Origin of the sequence: Marinicauda salina, assembly GCF_003122085.1 — a bacterium.
Classification (GTDB): Bacteria; Pseudomonadota; Alphaproteobacteria; order Caulobacterales; family Maricaulaceae; genus Maricicauda_A; species Maricicauda_A salina.
The window spans coordinates 77,131-94,794 of sequence record NZ_QEXV01000003.1 but is presented as its reverse complement, the minus strand read 5'-3'; the positions used below and the strand labels follow the sequence as shown (position 1 = coordinate 94,794).

Annotated in this window: 16 protein-coding genes; 8 read left to right on the top strand and 8 right to left on the bottom strand. The window is 71.7% G+C overall.

The window, feature by feature from the left end; all coding sequences use genetic code 11:
• Positions 1-4 precede the first annotated feature (4 nt).
• The 6 genes from DDZ18_RS05980 to lpxB are packed head-to-tail and all read left to right on the top strand — an operon-like array spanning position 5 to position 4,969.
• Positions 5-613: an OmpH family outer membrane protein gene (locus tag DDZ18_RS05980; RefSeq protein WP_109252471.1), complete on the top strand. Its 609-nt coding sequence runs from the start codon at positions 5-7 to the stop codon at positions 611-613.
• Positions 614-622: 9 nt separating this feature from the next.
• A complete protein-coding gene (gene lpxD / locus DDZ18_RS05975) occupies positions 623-1,648 on the top strand; it encodes a UDP-3-O-(3-hydroxymyristoyl)glucosamine N-acyltransferase (protein WP_109252470.1) in 1,026 nt (341 codons plus the stop codon).
• A complete protein-coding gene (fabZ, locus tag DDZ18_RS05970; protein WP_109252469.1) occupies positions 1,645-2,103 on the top strand; it encodes a 3-hydroxyacyl-ACP dehydratase FabZ in 459 nt (152 codons plus the stop codon). The genes lpxD and fabZ overlap by 4 nt, the downstream gene beginning before the upstream one ends.
• Positions 2,104-2,111: 8 nt before the next feature.
• Positions 2,112-2,903: an acyl-ACP--UDP-N-acetylglucosamine O-acyltransferase gene (gene lpxA, locus DDZ18_RS05965; RefSeq protein WP_109252468.1), complete on the top strand. Its 792-nt coding sequence runs from the start codon at positions 2,112-2,114 to the stop codon at positions 2,901-2,903.
• A gap of 3 nt (positions 2,904-2,906) precedes the next feature.
• On the top strand, positions 2,907-3,773 hold the full coding sequence (locus DDZ18_RS05960; protein ID WP_109252467.1) for an LpxI family protein: 867 nt from the start codon (positions 2,907-2,909) through the stop codon (positions 3,771-3,773).
• The gene (gene lpxB, locus DDZ18_RS05955) at positions 3,770-4,969 is read left to right on the top strand and encodes a lipid-A-disaccharide synthase (RefSeq protein WP_109252466.1); all 1,200 of its coding nucleotides are present in this window, start codon (positions 3,770-3,772) and stop codon (positions 4,967-4,969) included. Before DDZ18_RS05960 ends, lpxB begins: the two co-directional genes overlap by 4 nt.
• On the opposite strand, the gene gltA is transcribed toward lpxB, so the two are convergent.
• A complete protein-coding gene (gene gltA / locus DDZ18_RS05950; RefSeq protein WP_109252465.1) occupies positions 4,945-6,249 on the bottom strand; it encodes a citrate synthase in 1,305 nt (434 codons plus the stop codon). The two genes, lpxB and gltA, sit on opposite strands and share 25 nt — an antisense overlap.
• Positions 6,250-6,322: 73 nt before the next feature.
• Positions 6,323-7,762, bottom strand: a complete 1,440-nt coding sequence (gltX, locus tag DDZ18_RS05945; protein WP_233245729.1) for a glutamate--tRNA ligase — start codon at positions 7,760-7,762, stop codon at positions 6,323-6,325.
• 65 nt (positions 7,763-7,827) lie between these two features.
• Between gltX and DDZ18_RS05940 the strand changes: the two genes are divergently transcribed.
• On the top strand, positions 7,828-9,942 hold the full coding sequence (locus DDZ18_RS05940) for a ComEC/Rec2 family competence protein (RefSeq protein WP_109252464.1): 2,115 nt from the start codon (positions 7,828-7,830) through the stop codon (positions 9,940-9,942).
• Here the strand turns inward: DDZ18_RS05940 and lexA are convergent.
• From lexA to DDZ18_RS05920, 4 genes are all read right to left on the bottom strand, one after another.
• Positions 9,939-10,613, bottom strand: coding sequence for a transcriptional repressor LexA (gene lexA / locus DDZ18_RS05935; protein WP_109252463.1), 675 nt, complete (start codon positions 10,611-10,613; stop codon positions 9,939-9,941). The genes DDZ18_RS05940 and lexA overlap by 4 nt on opposite strands.
• A gap of 72 nt (positions 10,614-10,685) precedes the next feature.
• Entirely contained in the window at positions 10,686-11,498 is an 813-nt protein-coding gene (trpC, locus tag DDZ18_RS05930; protein WP_109252462.1) for an indole-3-glycerol phosphate synthase TrpC, read from the bottom strand.
• On the bottom strand, positions 11,495-12,520 hold the full coding sequence (gene trpD / locus DDZ18_RS05925; protein WP_109252461.1) for an anthranilate phosphoribosyltransferase: 1,026 nt from the start codon (positions 12,518-12,520) through the stop codon (positions 11,495-11,497). The genes trpC and trpD overlap by 4 nt, the downstream gene beginning before the upstream one ends.
• Positions 12,517-13,104 (bottom strand): anthranilate synthase component II, encoded by a 588-nt coding sequence (locus tag DDZ18_RS05920; RefSeq protein ID WP_109252460.1) that lies wholly within the window; start codon positions 13,102-13,104, stop codon positions 12,517-12,519. Before DDZ18_RS05920 ends, trpD begins: the two co-directional genes overlap by 4 nt.
• A gap of 266 nt (positions 13,105-13,370) precedes the next feature.
• Between DDZ18_RS05920 and DDZ18_RS05915 the strand changes: the two genes are divergently transcribed.
• Positions 13,371-14,096: a divergent polysaccharide deacetylase family protein gene (locus tag DDZ18_RS05915; protein ID WP_158272086.1), complete on the top strand. Its 726-nt coding sequence runs from the start codon at positions 13,371-13,373 to the stop codon at positions 14,094-14,096.
• 3 nt (positions 14,097-14,099) lie between these two features.
• On the opposite strand, the gene trpE is transcribed toward DDZ18_RS05915, so the two are convergent.
• Positions 14,100-15,599, bottom strand: coding sequence for an anthranilate synthase component I (gene trpE, locus DDZ18_RS05910; RefSeq protein ID WP_109252458.1), 1,500 nt, complete (start codon positions 15,597-15,599; stop codon positions 14,100-14,102).
• A 13-nt stretch (positions 15,600-15,612) separates the two neighbouring features.
• Positions 15,613-17,547, bottom strand: a complete 1,935-nt coding sequence (locus DDZ18_RS05905; protein WP_109252457.1) for a peptidylprolyl isomerase — start codon at positions 17,545-17,547, stop codon at positions 15,613-15,615.
• Positions 17,548-17,664: the final 117 nt, after the last annotated feature.

Genomic DNA, 17,664 nt, shown 5'->3' with positions numbered 1-17,664 from the left:
CGCTATGCAACGCACTCTCAACCGGTCGCTGACCGCCAGTCTCGGCCTCATCGCCGCTCTCGCCGCCTGGGTCGCGCTCTCCGCAGCCGCCCAGGCCCAGCAGGTGCTCATCATGAGCGAGGAGCGCATCCTCCGCGAAAGCGCCGTCGGCCAGCACATCGCCAGCGAACTCGAGCGCATCGGCGGCGAGATCCAGGCCGAACTCGAAGCGGCCGGTCAGCCGATCGCCCAGGAGAACGAAGCGCTCAACGCCGAAACCTCGGCGCTCAGCCAGGAGGCCATCCAGGGCCGTCCCGACCTGATGCAGCGCATCCAGCAGCTTCAGCAGGACGCCGCGGCGTTCGAGCAGACCCGCCGCCGCCGCCAGCAGGAGCTGGTCGCGACCGAGCGCGCCGCGATGCAGCCGGTGCTCCAGGCGCTGCAGGGCATTCTTCAGCAGATCGTCGAGGAGCGCGGCGCGAACGTGCTCCTGGACCGCTCGCAGATCGTCTACGCCAATGACGCGGTCGACGTGACCGACACGGCGATCGAGCGCCTGAACGCGCAGATGCAGACCACGCCCGTCAATCGCGTGCGCCTGCCCGAGCAGGGTCAAGGTCAGCAGCAGCAGTAGGGCGGAACGATGGGGGCCGATGCGCGCTTCTACGAGCGGCTTGGCCCGCTGACGGCCGCAGAGATCGCGGATGCGATCGACGGGCGCGTGGCCGGAGACGGCGACGCGCCCGTCGACAATGTCGCCGCTCCGGCGTCGGCCGAGGCGCGCGATCTCTTCTTCCTGACCACGATCGAGGAGGACGGGCGTGCGCCGTCCGCCGGCGTCGCCATCGGCCCGGCCGACCTGGCGGCGCGCCTCGACGGGCTCGCCGCGGTCATCGTCCACGACTCGCCGAAGACGGCGTTCGCGAAGGCCGCGCCGCTGATCGTGCGCCCGCGGCGTCATCTCGGCGACGCCCTGATCCATCCCGACGCGCGGATCGCCGACGGCGCCGACGTCGGACCGGGCTGCGCGATCGGGCCGGACGCCGAGATCGCCGAAGGCGCATGGATCGGGCCCGGCGCGGTGATCGGTCCGGGCGTGACGGTCGGGCGCGGCACGCGCATCGGCGCGCGCGCCGTGCTGGGCTTCTGCCTCATCGGCGAAGGCTGCGAGATATCCGCCGGCGCGGTGATCGGCGAATCCGGCTTCGGGCTCGCCCAGGCCGACGGCGCGCTGTTCACGCTGCCGCACATGGGACGCGTGATCATCGAGGACGACGTCACGCTGGGCGCGAACGTCACCGTCGACCGGGGCATGTTCATCGACACCGTGCTGCGCCGCAGCTGCCGGATCGACAATCTTTCCCACATCGCCCACAACGTGGAGGTCGGCGAACACGCCGTGATGGCCGCCTTCGCGGGGGTCTCCGGCAGCGTCACCGTCGGGCGCGGCGTGCAGTTCGGCGGCCGGGTCGGCGTGGCCGATCACCTTTCCATCGGCGAGAACGCGCGGCTCGCCGCGGATGCGGCTATCATGCGCGACGTGCCGGCCGGCGAGACCTGGGCGGGATCGCCCGGCCAACCGATCTCCCGCTTCATGCGGGAAGTCGCCTGGATCAGGCGCGAAAGCGCGCGGCGCCCAGCCAAGCGCGGGAGCAAGGACGAGACGTGACCGAGATCCAATCGCGCATCGAACCCGAGGAGGTTCTCCGGCGGCTTCCTCACCGTCATCCCTTCCTGCTGGTCGATTGCGCCGAGGAGTACCAGGAGGGCCGGTCGATCCGGGGCATCAAGTGCGTGACGGCGGGCGAGCCCTGCTTCCAGGGCCATTTTCCCGGCAATCCGGTCATGCCCGGCGTGTTGATCATCGAGTCGCTCGCCCAGACCGGCGCGCTGTTGATGTCGAAGACGCTGGACGCCGACATCGATCGGACCGTGATCTACTTTCTCGGCGTGGAGAAGGCGCGTTTCCGCCGTCCGGTCAAACCGGGCGATCGCATGGAGATGCCCGTCGAGATCCTCGGCACGCGGCACGGCGTCTTCAAGTTCAAGGGGGTCGCCATGGTCGACGGGGTGAAGTGCGCCGAAGCGGAGTTCTCCGCGACCTCGGCGGCGCGCGAGGGCTGAACGCGCCGATGTCCGAGGCAATCCATCCAAGCGCGGTCGTCCACCCGGAAGCCGAACTCGGCGCCGGCGTGGAGATCGGTCCGTTCTGCTCGGTCGGCGCGGGCGTGCGCGTCGGCGACCGAACGCGCCTGGTCTCGCATGTCAGCATCGATGGCGGCGCGCAGATCGGCGCGGACTGCGTGCTGCATCCCTTCGTCGCCCTCGGCCAACCGCCGCAGGATCTCAAGCATGAGGGCGGCGAGGTGCGCCTCGTCATCGGCGACCGCAACGTCCTGCGCGAACAGGTCACCATGCAGCTCGGCACCGAGGCCGGAGGCGGGGAGACCCGCGTCGGCTCTGACGGGTATTTCATGGTCGGCGCCCACGTCGCCCATGACTGCCGCGTCGGCGATCATGTCGTGTTCGCCAACAACGCCACGCTCGGCGGCGGGGTGAGCGTCGGCGATTACGTGATCATGGGCGGGCTGTCGGCGGTCCATCAGAAATGCCGCGTCGGGCGTTACGCCTTCATCGGCGGCGGCGCGCCGGTCACCGGCGACGTCATTCCATACGGCATGGTCGACAATCACGGCTGGCTCGGCGGGCTCAATCTCGTCGGCCTGAAGCGTCGCGGCTTCAAGCGGGATTCGATCCACGATATGCGCTCGGCCTACCGGCTCATCTTCGCCGTCGAGGGCGCGTTCAACGAACGCTTGGAGGACGCCGCCCGGCTTTTCGCCGATCGCCCGGAGGTGATGGAGATCATCGACTTCGTCCGCGCGCCCGCCTCGCGCCCGCTCTGCGGGCCGGACCTGAGATAGGTCATGACCGCCTGGCGACGGCTCGGCCTGATCGCGGGCGCCGGCGAGCTTCCCGAGCGCGTGGCCGAAGCCTGCGCCGCGGAGGGTCGGCTGGGCTGCGTCATCGCGCTTTCCGGCTTCGCCGACCCGGCGCGTTTCGCGTCTCCGCTGGAGCGCGGGCTCGGCCAGTTCGGCCAGATCATCCGGGACCTGAACGAAGCCGAGTGCGATGCGGTCTGCTTCGCGGGCATCGTCACGCGCCCGGATTTCAGCCAGCTCAAGCCGGACTGGGAGGGCGCGCGCCTGTTGCCGAAGGTGCTGGCCGCCGCCGCGCGCGGCGACGACGCGCTGCTGCGCGCGATCCTCGGCGCCTTCGAACACGCCGGCTTCACCGTCGTCGGCGCCGACGAGGTTGCCGACGCGCTGCTGGCGCGGCCCGGGCTTCTCGGCGGCGTCGAACCCTCCGACGGCGCGCGCGCCGACGCGCTCAAGGCGATGCGCATCGCCGGCGTGATCGGGGCGGAGGATATCGGTCAGGGCGCCGTCGTGGGCGACGGGCTCGTCCTGGCCGTCGAGGCCCAGGAGGGCACCGACTCCATGCTGGAGCGCGTCGCCGGCCTGCCTGACGCCCTGCGCGGCGGGCCCGACGCGCGCCGGGGCGTGCTCGCCAAGCGCCCGAAGCCCGGCCAGGAAACCCGCGTGGACCTGCCGGTGATCGGCGTGTCGACCGTCGAACGCGCGGCGGCGGCCGGGCTGGCCGGGATCGCCGCGCCCGAGGGCGAGGCGCTGATCCTCGGCCGCGACAGCGTCGCCCGGGCCGCCGAGGACGCCGGGCTGTTCGTCTGGGTGCTCACCGAGTCGGAACTCGCCGATGCGGAGCGGGCGCCGTGAGCCCCGGCGCCTCGCGGCCGCCGCGGGTGTTTCTCGTGGCCGCCGAGCCGTCCGGCGACGCGCTCGGCGCGGACCTGATCGCGGCGCTCCGGGAACAGCGGCCCGATGTGGAGATCGCCGGCGTGGGCGGTCCCGCAATGGCGCGCCTCGGCGTCGAGTCGCCCTTCGACATTTCGGACCTGTCGGTGCTCGGCGTGTTCGACGGCCTGACCATTCTCAAGCTCGTCCACCAGCGCGCCCGGGAGACCGCCGAGGCCGCGCGGGCCTTCGGCGCCGACGCCGTCGTGCTGATCGATTCCTGGGGCTTCATGCTGCGCGCGGCCTGGAAGCTGCGCGAGCTCGCGCCCGATATCCCGCTGATCAAGTATGTCGGCCCGCAGGTCTTCGCTACGCGGCCCGGCCGGGCGAAGACGCTTGCGAGGACGGTCGATCACCTGCTGGCCATCCATCCGTTCGATCCGCCGTACTACGCGCCGCACGGCCTGCCGGTCACCTTCGTCGGAAACCCGGTGCTCGATCGCGACCTGTCCGGAGACGGGCCGGGCTTCCGGGCGCGCCACGGCATCGCGCCGGACGCGCCGGTCCTGCTCATGCTGTTCGGAAGCCGCCGGAAGGAGCTCGAGCGGCTGTTCCCGCCCTTCGCCGAGGCGGCTTCGCGCCTGCTCGAAGCCAATCCCGAGCTGAGGCTCGTCGCGCCGCTGGCGCCGTCCATCGCCGAGCCGGCCCGGGAAATGATCGCCGGCGATCCGCGTCTGCAAGGATTGATCGCGGTCGACGCCGACGAGCGCAATGACGCCTACGCCGCCGGCGATGTCGCGCTGGCGTGCTCGGGCACGGCGACCGTCGAGCTGTCGCGCGTCGGCGTGCCCACCATCGCGGCCTACAGGCTGGGCTGGCTGGCCTGGGCGATCGCGCGCGCCTTCCTGATGCGCGCCAAATACATCAGCCTGGTCAATCTCGCCGCCGACCGGGAGCTGATCCCGGAATTCGTCCAGATGCGATGCACCGGCGAGACGCTCGCGTGCGCTGTTCAGTCCTTCCTCGACGATCCGGCCCTGAGGGCGGAGACGGCGGACGCCCTGCGCGCGGTGACGCGCGACATGCTGGGCGAGGAGCGCGCGCCGTCGCGGAGCGCCGCCGAGGCGGTGCTCCGCATCGCGTCCGGCGAGCCTCAGCGCTTGGACAGCGGGACGTAGTCGCGGCCCTCGGCGCCGGTGAAGATCTGGCGCGGACGGCCGATCTTCTGGCTCGGATCTTCGATCATCTCCGACCACTGCGCGATCCAGCCGACCGTCCGCGCGACGGCGAACAGCACGGTGAACATCTCGGTCGGGAAGCCCATCGCCTTGAGCGTGATGCCCGAATAGAAATCGATGTTCGGGTAGAGCTTCTTCTCGACGAAATACTCGTCCTCGAGCGCGATCTTCTCGAGCTCCATGGCGACCTGCAGCAGCGGATCGTCCTTGGCGCCGAGCTCGTCGAGGACCTCGTGGGCCGTGGTGCGCATGACTTTCGCGCGCGGGTCGTAGTTCTTGTAGACGCGGTGACCGAAGCCCATCAGCCGGAACGGGTCGTTCTTGTCCTTGGCGCGCTTGATGTATTCGGGGATCTGATCGACCGATCCGATCTCGCGCAGCATGTTGAGCGCGGCCTCGTTGGCGCCGCCGTGGGCCGGCCCCCAGAGCGAGGCGATGCCCGCCGCGATGCAGGCGAACGGGTTGGCGCCGGACGAACCCGCCAGGCGCACCGTCGAGGTCGAGGCGTTCTGCTCGTGATCGGCGTGCAGGATGAAGATGCGGTCCATCGCCCGGGCGAGGGTGGGGGAGACCTCGTATTCCTCGGCGGGAACCGCGAAGCACATCCGCAGGAAGTTCGACGCGTAGTCGTACTTGTTGAGCGGGGTGATGAAGGGCTGGCCGGTCGAGTACTTGAAGGCCCGCGCCGCGATCGTCGGCATCTTCGCGATCATGCGGTGGCTCGCGATGGTGCGCGCCTCGGGATCATTGATGTCCGTGGAGTCGTGGTAGAAGGCCGACAGCGCGCCGACCGTGCCGACCATGATCGCCATGGGATGGGCGTCGCGGCGGAAGCCCCGGAAGAACTGGTCGAACTGGTCGTGCAGCATGGTGTGCCGGCGCAGCGTCCAGTCGAATTCGTCGAGTTCGCGCGCGCCGGGGAGCTCGCCGTGCATGAGCAGGTAGGCGACCTCGGTGAAGTTGGACTGCTCGGCCAGCTGGTCGATCGGGTAGCCGCGATAGAGCAGCACGCCCTCGCCGCCGTCGATATAGGTGATCTGGCTCTCGCAGCTCGCCGTCGAGGTGAAGCCGGGGTCGAAGGTGAACACGCCGGCGTCCTTGTAGAGCGAGCGGATATCGATCGCGTCGGGACCGATCGAGCCGCCGAGCACGGGCAGCTCGTAGGTTTCTCCGTGCACCGTCAGCTGGGCGACGTCTTTCTTCTCGACCTTGTTCTTCATCTCTCCAACCCCTTCCTCGTTCTTCATCCTGACCCGGTCGGCGCGGGACGTCGCCGGATCCTCGTCGTCTCCGTCAAAGCCGATCGTCGAGCCGGGCGAGGGTCTCCTCGCGGCCGAGGACCGCCAGCACGAAACTCATGTCGGGCGCGGGCGCGCCCCCGGTGAGCGCCGCGCGCAGCGGCTGGCCCACCTTGCCGAAGCCGACCTCCTCGGCCGCGGCGAAATCCTTGAGCGCCTGGCCGAGCGTCTCCTCCGACCAGTCGTCCGTGTCCGCAAGCAGGGCGCGCAGCCGCCCGAGGCGGGCGAGCCCGTCCTCGTTGAGCGCCTTGGCCGGCTTGCCCTCGACGGCGAACGGTCGCTTGCGGACCACGAAATAGACCTGATCCTCGAGTTCGGCGAGGGTGCGCGCGCGCTCTTTCAGCACCGGCATCGCCGCGAGGATCCGCGCGCGGGCGGCGTCGTCGAGCGCGATGTCGTCGCGGCCCTCCATGCGCGCCGTCACCAGCCCGGTCAGGCGCGCGTCGTCGGCGCGGCGCATGTGCCAGGCGTTGACGCTCGCCATCTTGTCGAAATCGAGCCGCGCCGGCGCCTTGCCCAGGCCGTCGAGATCGAAGGCGGCGGCCATCTCCTCGTCGGTGAACAGCTCCTGGTCGCCCTTCGCCCAGCCCAGGCGCAGCAGGTAGTTGCGCAGGCCCTCCGGCAGATAGCCCATCTCGCGATAGGCCTCGACGCCGAGCGCGCCGTGGCGCTTGGAGAGCTTCTTGCCGTCGGGCCCGTGGATCAGCGGGATATGGGCGAAGACCGGCGGCTCCCAGCCGAGCGCCCGATAGATCTGGGACTGGCGCCCGGCGTTCACCAGGTGGTCGTCGCCGCGGATGACGTGGCTGATATTCATCTCGTGATCGTCGACGACGACGGCGAGATTGTAGGTCGGCGTGCCGTCGGCGCGCAGCAGGACGAGATCGTCGAACTCCTTGGCCGCCCAGCGCACCTCGCCCTGGACGGCGTCCTTGAGGACGAGATCCTCGTCGGGCGCACGGAAGCGCACGACATAAGGCTGATCGGCGTCTGCGGGGTGGGGGCGTCCGTCGCGCCAGGGCGAGCGGAAGGCGCGGCCTTCCTCGAAGGCGCGTTCGCGCAGCTCCTCGACCTGCTGGGCGTCGCAATAGCAGCGGAACGCCGCGCCGCTTTCGACCAGCTGGTCGACGGCGGCGCGATGCCGCTCGACGCGGGCGGCCTGGGAGACGACCTCGCCGTCCCAGTCGAGGCCGAGCCAGGCCAGGCCGTCGAGAATGGCGTCGATCGCCTCCTGGGTGGAGCGCGCCCGGTCGGTGTCCTCGATGCGCAGCTTGAACGTTCCGCCGTGGCGGCGGGCGAACAGCGCATTGAACAAGGCCGTGCGCGCGCCGCCGATATGCAGGAAGCCGGTCGGCGACGGCGCGAAGCGCGTGACGATCTGAGCGTTATCTTGCAATTGCGAAATCATGCTGCGCTGCAGGGCGGGCCGCTTCATTACCACGCCGCGCGGGAAACGCGATAGTGTTGCGCCGACAGCCGAACGGAAGGCGGCGGCCTGGCATGGGGATCGGCGCGTTTCAGGCGTATGCGAAGCGCTGGATCGCCGGCGCGCGGCGGGGGTTCGCGCTGGGCCCGCCGCAACCGTCGCGGCTGGTCCTGTGGGTTCCCGTCGCCCTCGGCGCCGGCTCGGCCGTCTATTTCGCGCTCGCCGCCGAACCGCCGACCGGCCTCGGAACAGGTTGCGCCGTCGCCGCCGTTGCGGCGGTTCTGGCGGCGGGCGTGATGCGCCGGCGCGCCTGGCCGGTCTTCGGTCTGATACTTTTCGCCGCAGCCTGCGCCGGATTCGCGATCGCCCAGGCGCGCACCCATGCGCTCGCACCGCCGCAGATCGCTTCGGACGATCGGGCGCGCGGCGTCGAGGGATGGATCGAACGAGTCCGGCGCTCGGGCGGCCGCGATCGTCTGATCCTGCGCGTCGAGGCACTCGAGGGCGCGGAGACGCCTCCGAAGCGGGTGCGCGTGCGCGCCAATCTCGGCGAGTTCCGGCCCGGCGACCGGATCGGCCTGCGCGCCGTGCTTTCGCCGCCGCCGCCGCCGGCCGCGCCGGGCGGCTACGATCCCGCTCGCGCGGCCTGGTTCGACCGCATCGCGCTCACCGGCTACGCGATCACGCGGCCCGAGGCGCTGCCGGAGACCGGCGAGGACAGGTGGGCCCGGCGCTGGGTGGCCTGGCGCTGGAGCCTCGCCGAGCGCATCGCCGAAACCGCCGGGCCGCGCACCGGCGGGGTGGCCGCGGCGCTGCTGACCGGAGAACGCGCCGGGGTCGCGCCCGAGGACGCCGAGGCGCTCAGGAAATCGGGCCTGGGTCACATTCTCGCGATCTCGGGGCTCCACATGGCGCTGCTGGCCGGCGCGGTCTATTTCGCCGCGCTGCTCGCGCTCGCCTCGATCGAACGCTTCGCCCGGGCGCACGACCCCAGGAAGCCCGCCGCCGCGATCGCGCTCATGGCGGCCGCCGGCTATCTTGCGCTCTCGGGCGCGGCGGTCTCCACCCAGCGCGCCTTCATCATGGCCGCGGTCGTGCTGGTCGGCGTGATGCTCGAACGCCGCGCCTTCTCCTTGCGTTCGCTGGCCATCGCCGCGGTGGTCGTGCTGGTGATCGCGCCGGAGAGCGTCGTCGAGCCGGGTTTCCAGATGAGTTTCTCGGCCGCCGCGGCGCTCATCGCCGTCTACGAAATCTGGCGCGATCGACGCCGGAGCGACCGCACGCCGCCGGGTCTCGTCGGTCGCGTCCGGGGCGCGTTTCTCGGCATCGCCGCGACCAGCCTCATCGCCGGGGCGGCCACCGGCGTCATCGCCGCCTTCCATTTCCAGCGCGTGGCCGCCTACGGCTTTCTCGCCAATCTCGCCGCGATGCCGGTCTTCACCTTCTGGGTGATGCCCTCCGGCGTGGCGGCGCTCGCGCTCGCCCCGCTCGGGCTCGAAGCGCCGGCGCTGACGGTGATGGATTACGGGCTGCGCGTGGTGCTCGGCGTCGCCCACCGGGCCGCGGAGACGCCCGGCGCCGCGGCGGCTGCGGCCGCGCCGCCCGGTTTCGTGCTCGCCGCGTACGGGCTCGGCTTCGTCGTGTTCGTCATCGGACGCGGCGCGGCGCGGCCGGTCGGGGCGGTCGCCGCCGCGCTCGCGCTCGGACTGTGGACGGTCCAGCCGGCGCCGAACCTGATGGTCTCCGACGACGGCGTCGTCGTCGGCCGCTTCGCGGGCGGAGCGGGCTGGTCGGCCACCGATCTCAGGCGCGGCCGCTTCGAGACGGGCGTGTTCCTGCAGCGCGCCGGGGCCGGGGAGATACGGCCCGGACGCGCGCCGGTCGTCTGCGATTCGCTGGGATGCGTGGGCGAGACAGCCGAAGGCGCGGTGATCGCGGTGACGGAGTCGCATGAAGCGCTCGCCGAGGATTGCGCCCGGGCCCGCATCGTCGTGTTCCGCGGGGAGGCGACGGCCTGGCGGCGCCGGCGGTGCGCCGCGATCCTGCTCGACGACGCCGCGCGCGCCGAACTCGGCGGTTCGGAGATCTGGATTCGCGACGGCGAGGTGATCCGCCTGGACAGCGCGTTGCGCGCGCAGGGACGCCGGCCGTGGGCGGCGGGCGCCGACCGGCTCTGGGCCACAGGTTAGTGGTAGCGGCGAATGAGCCCGACGAGCCGGCCCTGCACCTTCACCCGGTCGGGGCCGAAGATGCGGGTCTCGTAGCTCGGATTGGCGGCCTCCAGCGCGATCGAGCCGCCCTTGCGGCGCAGGCGCTTGAGGGTGGCCTCCTCCTCGTCGACGAGGGCGACGACGATGTCGCCGCTGTCGGCGGTGTCGCCGCGCTTGATGATGACGAGATCGCCGTCGAGGATTCCCGCCTCGATCATGGAATCGCCGTTGACCTCGAGGGCGAAATGCTCGCCCCGCGAGATCATGCCCGGCGGCACGCTCAGCCGATCCATCTCGTGCTGGATCGCCTCGATCGGCACGCCTGCGGCGATGCGGCCGAGCACGGGCACATCCACGCCGGATTCGGGCGCGGACCGACCGAAATCGGCCTCGACCACGTTGCTCGATGCGCTCGCCTCGGCCTGCGGCGCGGCGGTGTTCGGCAGCTTGAGCACTTCGAGGGCGCGGGCCCGATGGGGCAGGCGGCGAATGAAGCCGCGCTCCTCGAGCGCGCTGACGAGGCGGTGCACGCCCGATTTCGAGGCGAGATTGAGGGCGTCCTTCATCTCGTCGAAGGAGGGCGAGACGCCGTCCTCGCTGAGCCGTTTGTGAATGAACAGCAAGAGTTCGTGCTGTTTCTTCGTAAGCATGACGCCCTCGTCAAAGGAACAAAACCGGAAACTTCGCGTCGTGTTCTATGCCTGTTCCGCGAGTCCGTCAAGTCATCCGTCGCTCGCGCCGGCGGGCAGGCTCAGCAGTTCGCGCGTCGCGGCGGCGACATCGTCCTGTCGCATCAGGCTTTCCCCGACCAGCAGCGCGCCCGCGCCGGCGCGGCGCAGGCGGTCGGCGTCGGCCGACGTGAACACGCCGCTCTCGGCGACGAGGAAACGGTCGGGACCGGCCTGCGGCGCCAGCGATTCGAAGGTCTCGAGCGAGGTTTCGAACGTGCGCAGATCGCGGTTGTTGACGCCGATCATGGGAGCGCCGAGGGCGCGTGCGCGGGCCAGCTCGTCGGCGTCGTGAACCTCGACGAGCACGTCCATGGTCCACGCATCGGCCTCGGCGATGAGGGATTCGGCGGTGGCGTCGTCGACGGCGGCCAGGATCACCAGCACGCAGTCGGCGCCGAGCGCGCGCGATTCGGCGATCTGCCAGGGATCGAGCATGAAATCCTTGCGCAGCGCGGGCAGGGCGGTCGCGTCGCGCGCCTCGCCGAGAAAGCCGTCGGCGCCCTGGAAGCTCGGCCCGTCGGTGAGCACCGACAGGCAGGCCGCACCGCCCGTTTCGTAGGCGCGGGCCAGCGCGGCGGGATCGAAATCGGCCCGGATCAGCCCCTTCGACGGGCTCGCCTTCTTGATCTCGGCGATCAGCGCCAGGCCCTCGGCGGCGGCGCGGCGGCGCAGCGCCTCCAGGAAGCCGCGCACCGGCGCGGCGGATGCGGCGGCCCGCGCGATCGCGTCATAGGGTTTCGCCGCCTTGCGCTCGGCGACCTCGTCGCGTTTGTAGGCGATGATGCGGGCGAGGGCGTCGCTCATTCGCTCGCCTCGGTCGTGATGCGCGCCAACGCATCCAGCGCGGCGCGCGCCCGTCCGTCGTCGATCGCCGCAGCGGCGAGCTCCGCGCCTTCCTTCAGCGTCCCGGCGCGGTCGGCCAGCACGAGCGCGGCGGCGGCGTTGAGCAGGACGATGTCGCGATAGGCGCCGGGCGCGCCGTCGAGCAGGGCGAACAGCGCGCGCGCATTGGTCTCGGGATCGCCCCCCTTGAGGTCGGCGAGGTCGGCGCGCGGCAGGCCGGCGTCCTCCGGCGTCACGGTGAAGCGCCGGATCGTCCCGTCGTGGGCCAGCTCGGCGACCGCGCTTTCGCCGGTGGTGGTGAGCTCGTCGAGCCCGTCGGCGCCGTGGACCATCCAGGCCCGCTCCGCGCCGAGGTCGCGCAGCGCCTCGGCCATGGGTTCGAGCCAGCGCGGGTCGAACACGCCGAGAAGCTGGCGCTTCGCCCCGGCCGGGTTCGAGAGCGGGCCGAGCAGGTTGAAGATGGTGCGCACGCCCAGGGTCCGCCGCGCCGGGCCGACATGGCGCACCGCGCCGTGATGGGCCTGGGCGAAGAGAAAGCCGATGCCGGCCTCGGCGAGCGCCTGCTCGACGGCCGTGGTGGGGGCGAACAGGTTGACGCCGGCGGTCTCGAGGATCTCGGCCGATCCCGATTTCGACGAGGCGGCCTTGTTGCCGTGCTTGGCCACCACCGCGCCCGCGCCGGCCGCGACCAGCGCGGCGGCGGTGGAGACGTTCCAGGTGCCGCGCGCATCGCCGCCCGTGCCGCAGGTGTCGATCGCGCCGTCCGGCGCGGCCACCGGCGTCATCCGCGCGCGCATGGCCCGCGCCCCGACGGCGAGCGCTTCCGGCGTCTCGCCGAGCGCGGCCAGCCCGGTCAGGAAGCCGCCGATCTCGACCGGATCGGCTTCGCCCTCCATCAGCGCGTCGAACGCCGCGCGCAGGGTGTCGGCGTCGGGCAGGCGCCCGGCCGCGAGCGCGCGAATGGCGGGGCTCATCTCGCTCATGCGGCGGGCTCGGCTTCCAGTCCGGCGAGCCTGAGGAAATTCGCCAGCAGGGCGTGGCCGTTCTGCGAGGCGATGGATTCGGGGTGGAACTGCACGCCGTGAACCGGGCGGTCCGGGTGCGCGAGCCCCATGATCTCGCCGTCTGCCGTGCGCGCGGTCACCTTCAGGGGCGAGTCCGGGGCGAGCCGCACGGCGAGGGAGTGGTAGCGCGTCGCCGTGAAGGGCTGGGGCAGGCCGGCGAAGACGCCCGACCCCTCGTGTTCGATCTCGCTCGTCTTGCCGTGCATGATCGAGCGCGCCTGCATGACCTCGCCGCCATAGACCTGACCGATCGCCTGGTGGCCGAGACAGACGCCGAGAATCGGCAGCTCGGCCGGCGCCCGACGCAGGAAATCGAGGCAGATCCCGGCCTTGTCCGGATCGCATGGGCCGGGCGAGATCACGACCGCCCGTGCGCCGAGGTCGAGCGCCTCGTCGGCGGTGACGTCGTCATTCCGCACGACATGCGTGCGCGCGCCCAGCTCCTGGAGATAATGGACCAGGTTGTAGGTGAAGCTGTCGTAGTTATCGATGATCAGCAGCATGGGCGCAGGCTCGCAGACGGGCGAAGCCGCGAACTTAGGCGCGCCGCGGGCGCGCGCCAACAGCGCCGACTCAGGCTAATGAAAATTCCATGGTGCGGCCTTCGCCATTCGCGCCCCTGCTCGGGGCGGCGCTTGCGGCCGGGATTCTCGTCGCGGCCGGCCTAGCCTTTCGCGCAGGCGCCAGCAGTGACAGCATTTTCATAGAGCTTGAAGAAGTCTCGTCAAGCCTCGTTGAAAGCACGAGTTCGGCGATCGAGGAACGCTCCGTGGAGGCGTCGGACCCGGCGGACGCCGCCGCCGGAGCTCCCGCGCCCCCGGATCCGCAGCCCGCGCTTGCGGTCGTGATCGACGATGTCGGGCTCGATCGGGCGGCCTTCGAAGCGGCCATGGCGATCGACGCGCCGCTGACGTTCGCGATCCTGCCCTATGCGCCGGAGGCGCCGGAGTTCGCGCGCGCGGCGAGCGCCGCCGGACGCGAGGTGTTCCTGCACCTGCCCATGGAGCCGCGCGGCCTGGCCGATCCGGGCCCGCGGGCCCTGACCAAGGCGCTGTCGCCGACGGAGGTCTCGACCCGCACCGCCTGGGCGTTGAACCGGGTGCCCGGCGCGGCCGGCGTCAACAACCACATGGGCAGCCGTCTCACCGCCGACCGCGCGGCGGTCTCCGAGGCGCTGGCGCCGCTCGAGGGGCGAGGGCTTGTCTTCCTGGATTCCATGACCAGCCCGGACAGCGTCGCCGCCGAGGCCGCCGCGTCGCTTGGCATCCCGGCGCTGCGCCGCGACGTCTTCCTCGACAATGATCGGTCGCCGGAGGCGGTTTCCGCGGCGTTCGACGCCGCGCTGGAGCGGGCCGTCAAGCAGGGCCGCGCCGTCGCGATCGGTCATCCCCATCCCGAGACGCTGGCCGTGCTGAGCGAGGCGAGGGCGCGCGCCGAGGCCGCCGGCGTGCGTTTGACCACCGTCTCGGCTCTCGCTGCGCCCGAAGACGCCTGACGCTCAGCCGAAGCGCCAGGCCTCGGCGGCGGCCCGGAACAGGGCCTGCGCCTTGTTGACGGTCTCGACGCGCTCGGCCTCGGGATCGGAATCCAGCACCACGCCCGCGCCCGCCTGGACGTGCATCGCGCCGTCCTTGATCACGGTCGTGCGCAAAGCGATGCAGGTGTCGAGCCCGCCGTCGGCGCCGAAATAGCCGATCGCGCCGGCGTAGATCCCGCGGCGATGCGGTTCGAGCTCGTCGATGATCTCCATCGCGCGGACCTTCGGCGCGCCCGAGACGGTGCCGGGCGGGAAGCCCGCGAACAGCGCCGAGACCGCGTCTTCTCCCTCGGCCAGCTCGCCCTCGACGTTCGAGACCAGGTGCATGACGTGGGAATAGCGCTCCACGCCCTCGCGCTCGGTGACGCGCACGCTTCCGGCCTTCGCGACGCGGCCGACATCGTTGCGGCCGAGGTCGAGCAGCATCAGGTGCTCGGCGCGCTCCTTCGGGTCCGCCTTCAACTCGGCTTCGTAGGCGGCGTCCTGTTCGGGGGTCGCGCCGCGCGGCCGCGTGCCCGCGATCGGGCGGACGGTGACGACGTCGTCGCGGACCCGCACCAGGATCTCCGGGCTGGAGCCGACGATCGAGAAGTCCTCGAAGTCGAAGAAGTAGAGAAAAGGCGAGGGGTTGGATCGCCTGAGCGAGCGATAGAGCGAGAAGGCCGGGGCCGGGAAGGGCGCGGTGAAGCGCTGGCTCGGCACGACCTGGAAGATGTCGCCGGCGCGGATATACGCCTTGGCGCGCTCGACGGCGTCGCGATAGGTCGATTCGGCCATGTTCGGCGACGGCTCGGGCGCCTCGGTGCGGGTGAGCTCCTTGCGCTGCGGGGACGGCGCGTCGAGCGCGGCGAAGACGGCCTCGATGCGTTCGCGCGCGGCGTCGACGGCGGCCGCCGGGCTGTCGCCGGAAGTCGACCGGGCCGGCGCCGCGGCGAGGATTTCCTGGCTGAGCGCGTCGAAGATCACCATCACGCGCGGCCGGACGAGCAGCGCGTCCGGCGTGTCCAGCGGGTCGGGCGCGGCGTCGGACGGCAGGCGCTCGACCTCGCGGATCATGTCGTAGCCGAGATAGCCGAACAGGCCCGCCGCCATCGGCGGGGCGTCGGCGTTCTCGATGGCGGTCTCGGCGACGACCGCCCGCAGCGAGTCGAGCGGCGCTGCGGTCTGGGCCTCGAAGGCGTCGGGAACGTCCGTCGCGGTCTGCGCGCGGGCGATCTCCGCGCGCCCTCCGCGGCAGCGCCAGACGAGGTCGGGATCCAGGCCGATCGCGGAATAGCGGCCCCGCCAGGCGCCGCCTTCGACGCTTTCCAGCAGGAAGGCCGTCCGGCCGGGCTGCGCCAGCTTGAGATAGGCCGAGACCGGCGTCTCGAGATCGTCGATGCGGCGCGCCGTGACGAGCACCGTCTCGCCGGCGGCGACGCGCGCGACGGCCGTCTCGCGGTCGGGGTCGTAGGCCGTCACGGCCGCGGCGGACCTAGAAGCCGCCGGTGGCGGGGCGCCGCTGCTGGGCGGGATCCGTGCGGCCCAGCGCGAGATCGCGCAGGTCTGTGTCCACGCGGACCTCGTAATTGCTCCTCAGGCCGCGCTCGAGCGCCGCGGTGAGGTCGCTTTCGAGCGAGTCCGCCAGCTCGGTCGCCGTCGTCGCCGGCGGCGCGGCGTTTTCGGGCGGGATCACCTCGCGGACGATCGCCACGGCGCGGGTGCGCTGGTCGCCGGCGCGGGCGGCGAACGGCGTGTCGACCTCCGCGTTGAACGCCGCCGAGACTAGCGCCTGCGTGAACGGTCCGGCGGTTTCGTCGCGGCGCAGCGTGGCGCGTTCGACGCTGGCGCCGGGACCGAGATCGGCGGCGATCGCGTCGAGGGGCTCGCCGGCCTCGACGCGTGCGAGCGCGTCGTCGACGAAGGCCTGGAGCTGCTCGTCGATGCGCCGGACGCGCCAGAAGGCGGCGGCTTCGTCGCGCACTTCGGCGACCTCGGGCAGCCTGGCCGGGTCGATCGCGTCGACGCGCACGGCGAAATAGCCGTTCTCGCCATAGTTCTGCAGGTCGCCGGCGAAGCCCTCCGGCTGGGCGAAGACGGCGGAGAGAATCTCCGGGGCCTCGAGCAGCGTGGCCGCGGGCTCGCGGTCGGCGGAGAACCCGTTCTGGCCGACATAGTCGAACCGCTCCACCGGCAGGCCGGCCTCGCGTCCGGCCTCCGAAAGCGTCGCGCCGGCGCCGCGGGCCTCCTCGAAGACGGCGAAGGCGTCGAGCATGGCCGCCTCGGCGGATTCCGAGGCGAGCTCGCTGCGCAGCTCGTCGCGCATGGACGCGAAATCGGGCGCCTCGGGATCGACGGCGTCGGAGACGCGGACGACCCGCCAGCCGAGCCGGGCCTCCACGGCGGCGGCTTCGTCCGCGCCGAGCCCGAAAACGGCGTCGGCGACGGCGCTGTCGGGCACCTCGAAGGCTTCGAGCGCCTCGAATTCCGTCGCTTCGCCGAGGCCGAGTTCGGCGGCGACGGCCTCGGCCTCGGCCTCGGCCGTCTCGCCGGCCGAAAGCCTTTCGGCGGCGGCTTCCGCGGTCGCCTGGTCCGGCGCGGGCCACTGCACGAAGCTGCGCGTGGCCGGGTCGGACAGCTCGCCGTTCTCCAGCCGGATCTCGTACAGCTCGCGAATGTCCGCCTCGGCGACGTCGACATCGCGGGCGAACAGGTCCGGGTTGGCGCGCACCAGCGTGAACCGGCGCTGCTCGGGCCGGCGGAACGCGTCGGCGTTCTCCTCGATGAAGGCGGCGAGGTCGTCGTCGGACGGTTCGCCGACCTCGTCGGCCAGGCTCGGCGCGATGAGCAGCGCGGCGATGTCGCGGCGCTCCTCGGCGTAGGCGTGGCGCGCGCGGGCGAGCACGTCGGGCGCGTCGAGGCCGGCGAGCACGCTGGTGAGGTATTGCGAGCGCCGAATGTCGCCGCGGACGTCGCGCTCGAACATGGTCGGGGTCATCTGGTTCTGCGCCAGCACCGACTCGTAGGTCTGCCGGTCGAACTGGTCGGAGAACGCGTTGCGGAAGACGGGGAGGGACTGGATGGTGTCCCGAAGCTCCGTGTCGGAGACCGCCAGGCCCAGCTGTCGCGCCTTGGCGTCGACCGCGGCCCGGGCGACGAGCCCCTGGAGGACCTGTTCGCCGAGGCCGATCTCGTCGGCCTGCTCGCGCGTGAAGCGCGGGTTCTCCCGCTGGATCGTCTGCAGCTCGCGTTCATAGGCGCGGTTGAGTTCGCTGACGGTGACGCGCTCTTCGCCGACCAGCGCGACCGCGTCGCCGGTTCCACGGAAGATGTCGCTGATCCCGAACAGCGCGAAGGCCGCGATGATCGGGACGATGATGAGCGCCACGGCGATCGGCGAGCGGGCGAGTTTGCGAATGCGTTCGAGCATGGACCTCTGCGCGCCTCGTCCAGGCGCGTTCCGGCTGGGGAATTCGACGCGCGAACCTAGCCGCGGCCGGACAGGGCGGCAAGAACCCGCCTGCGTTGCCGGATCGCCCCGGCGCTG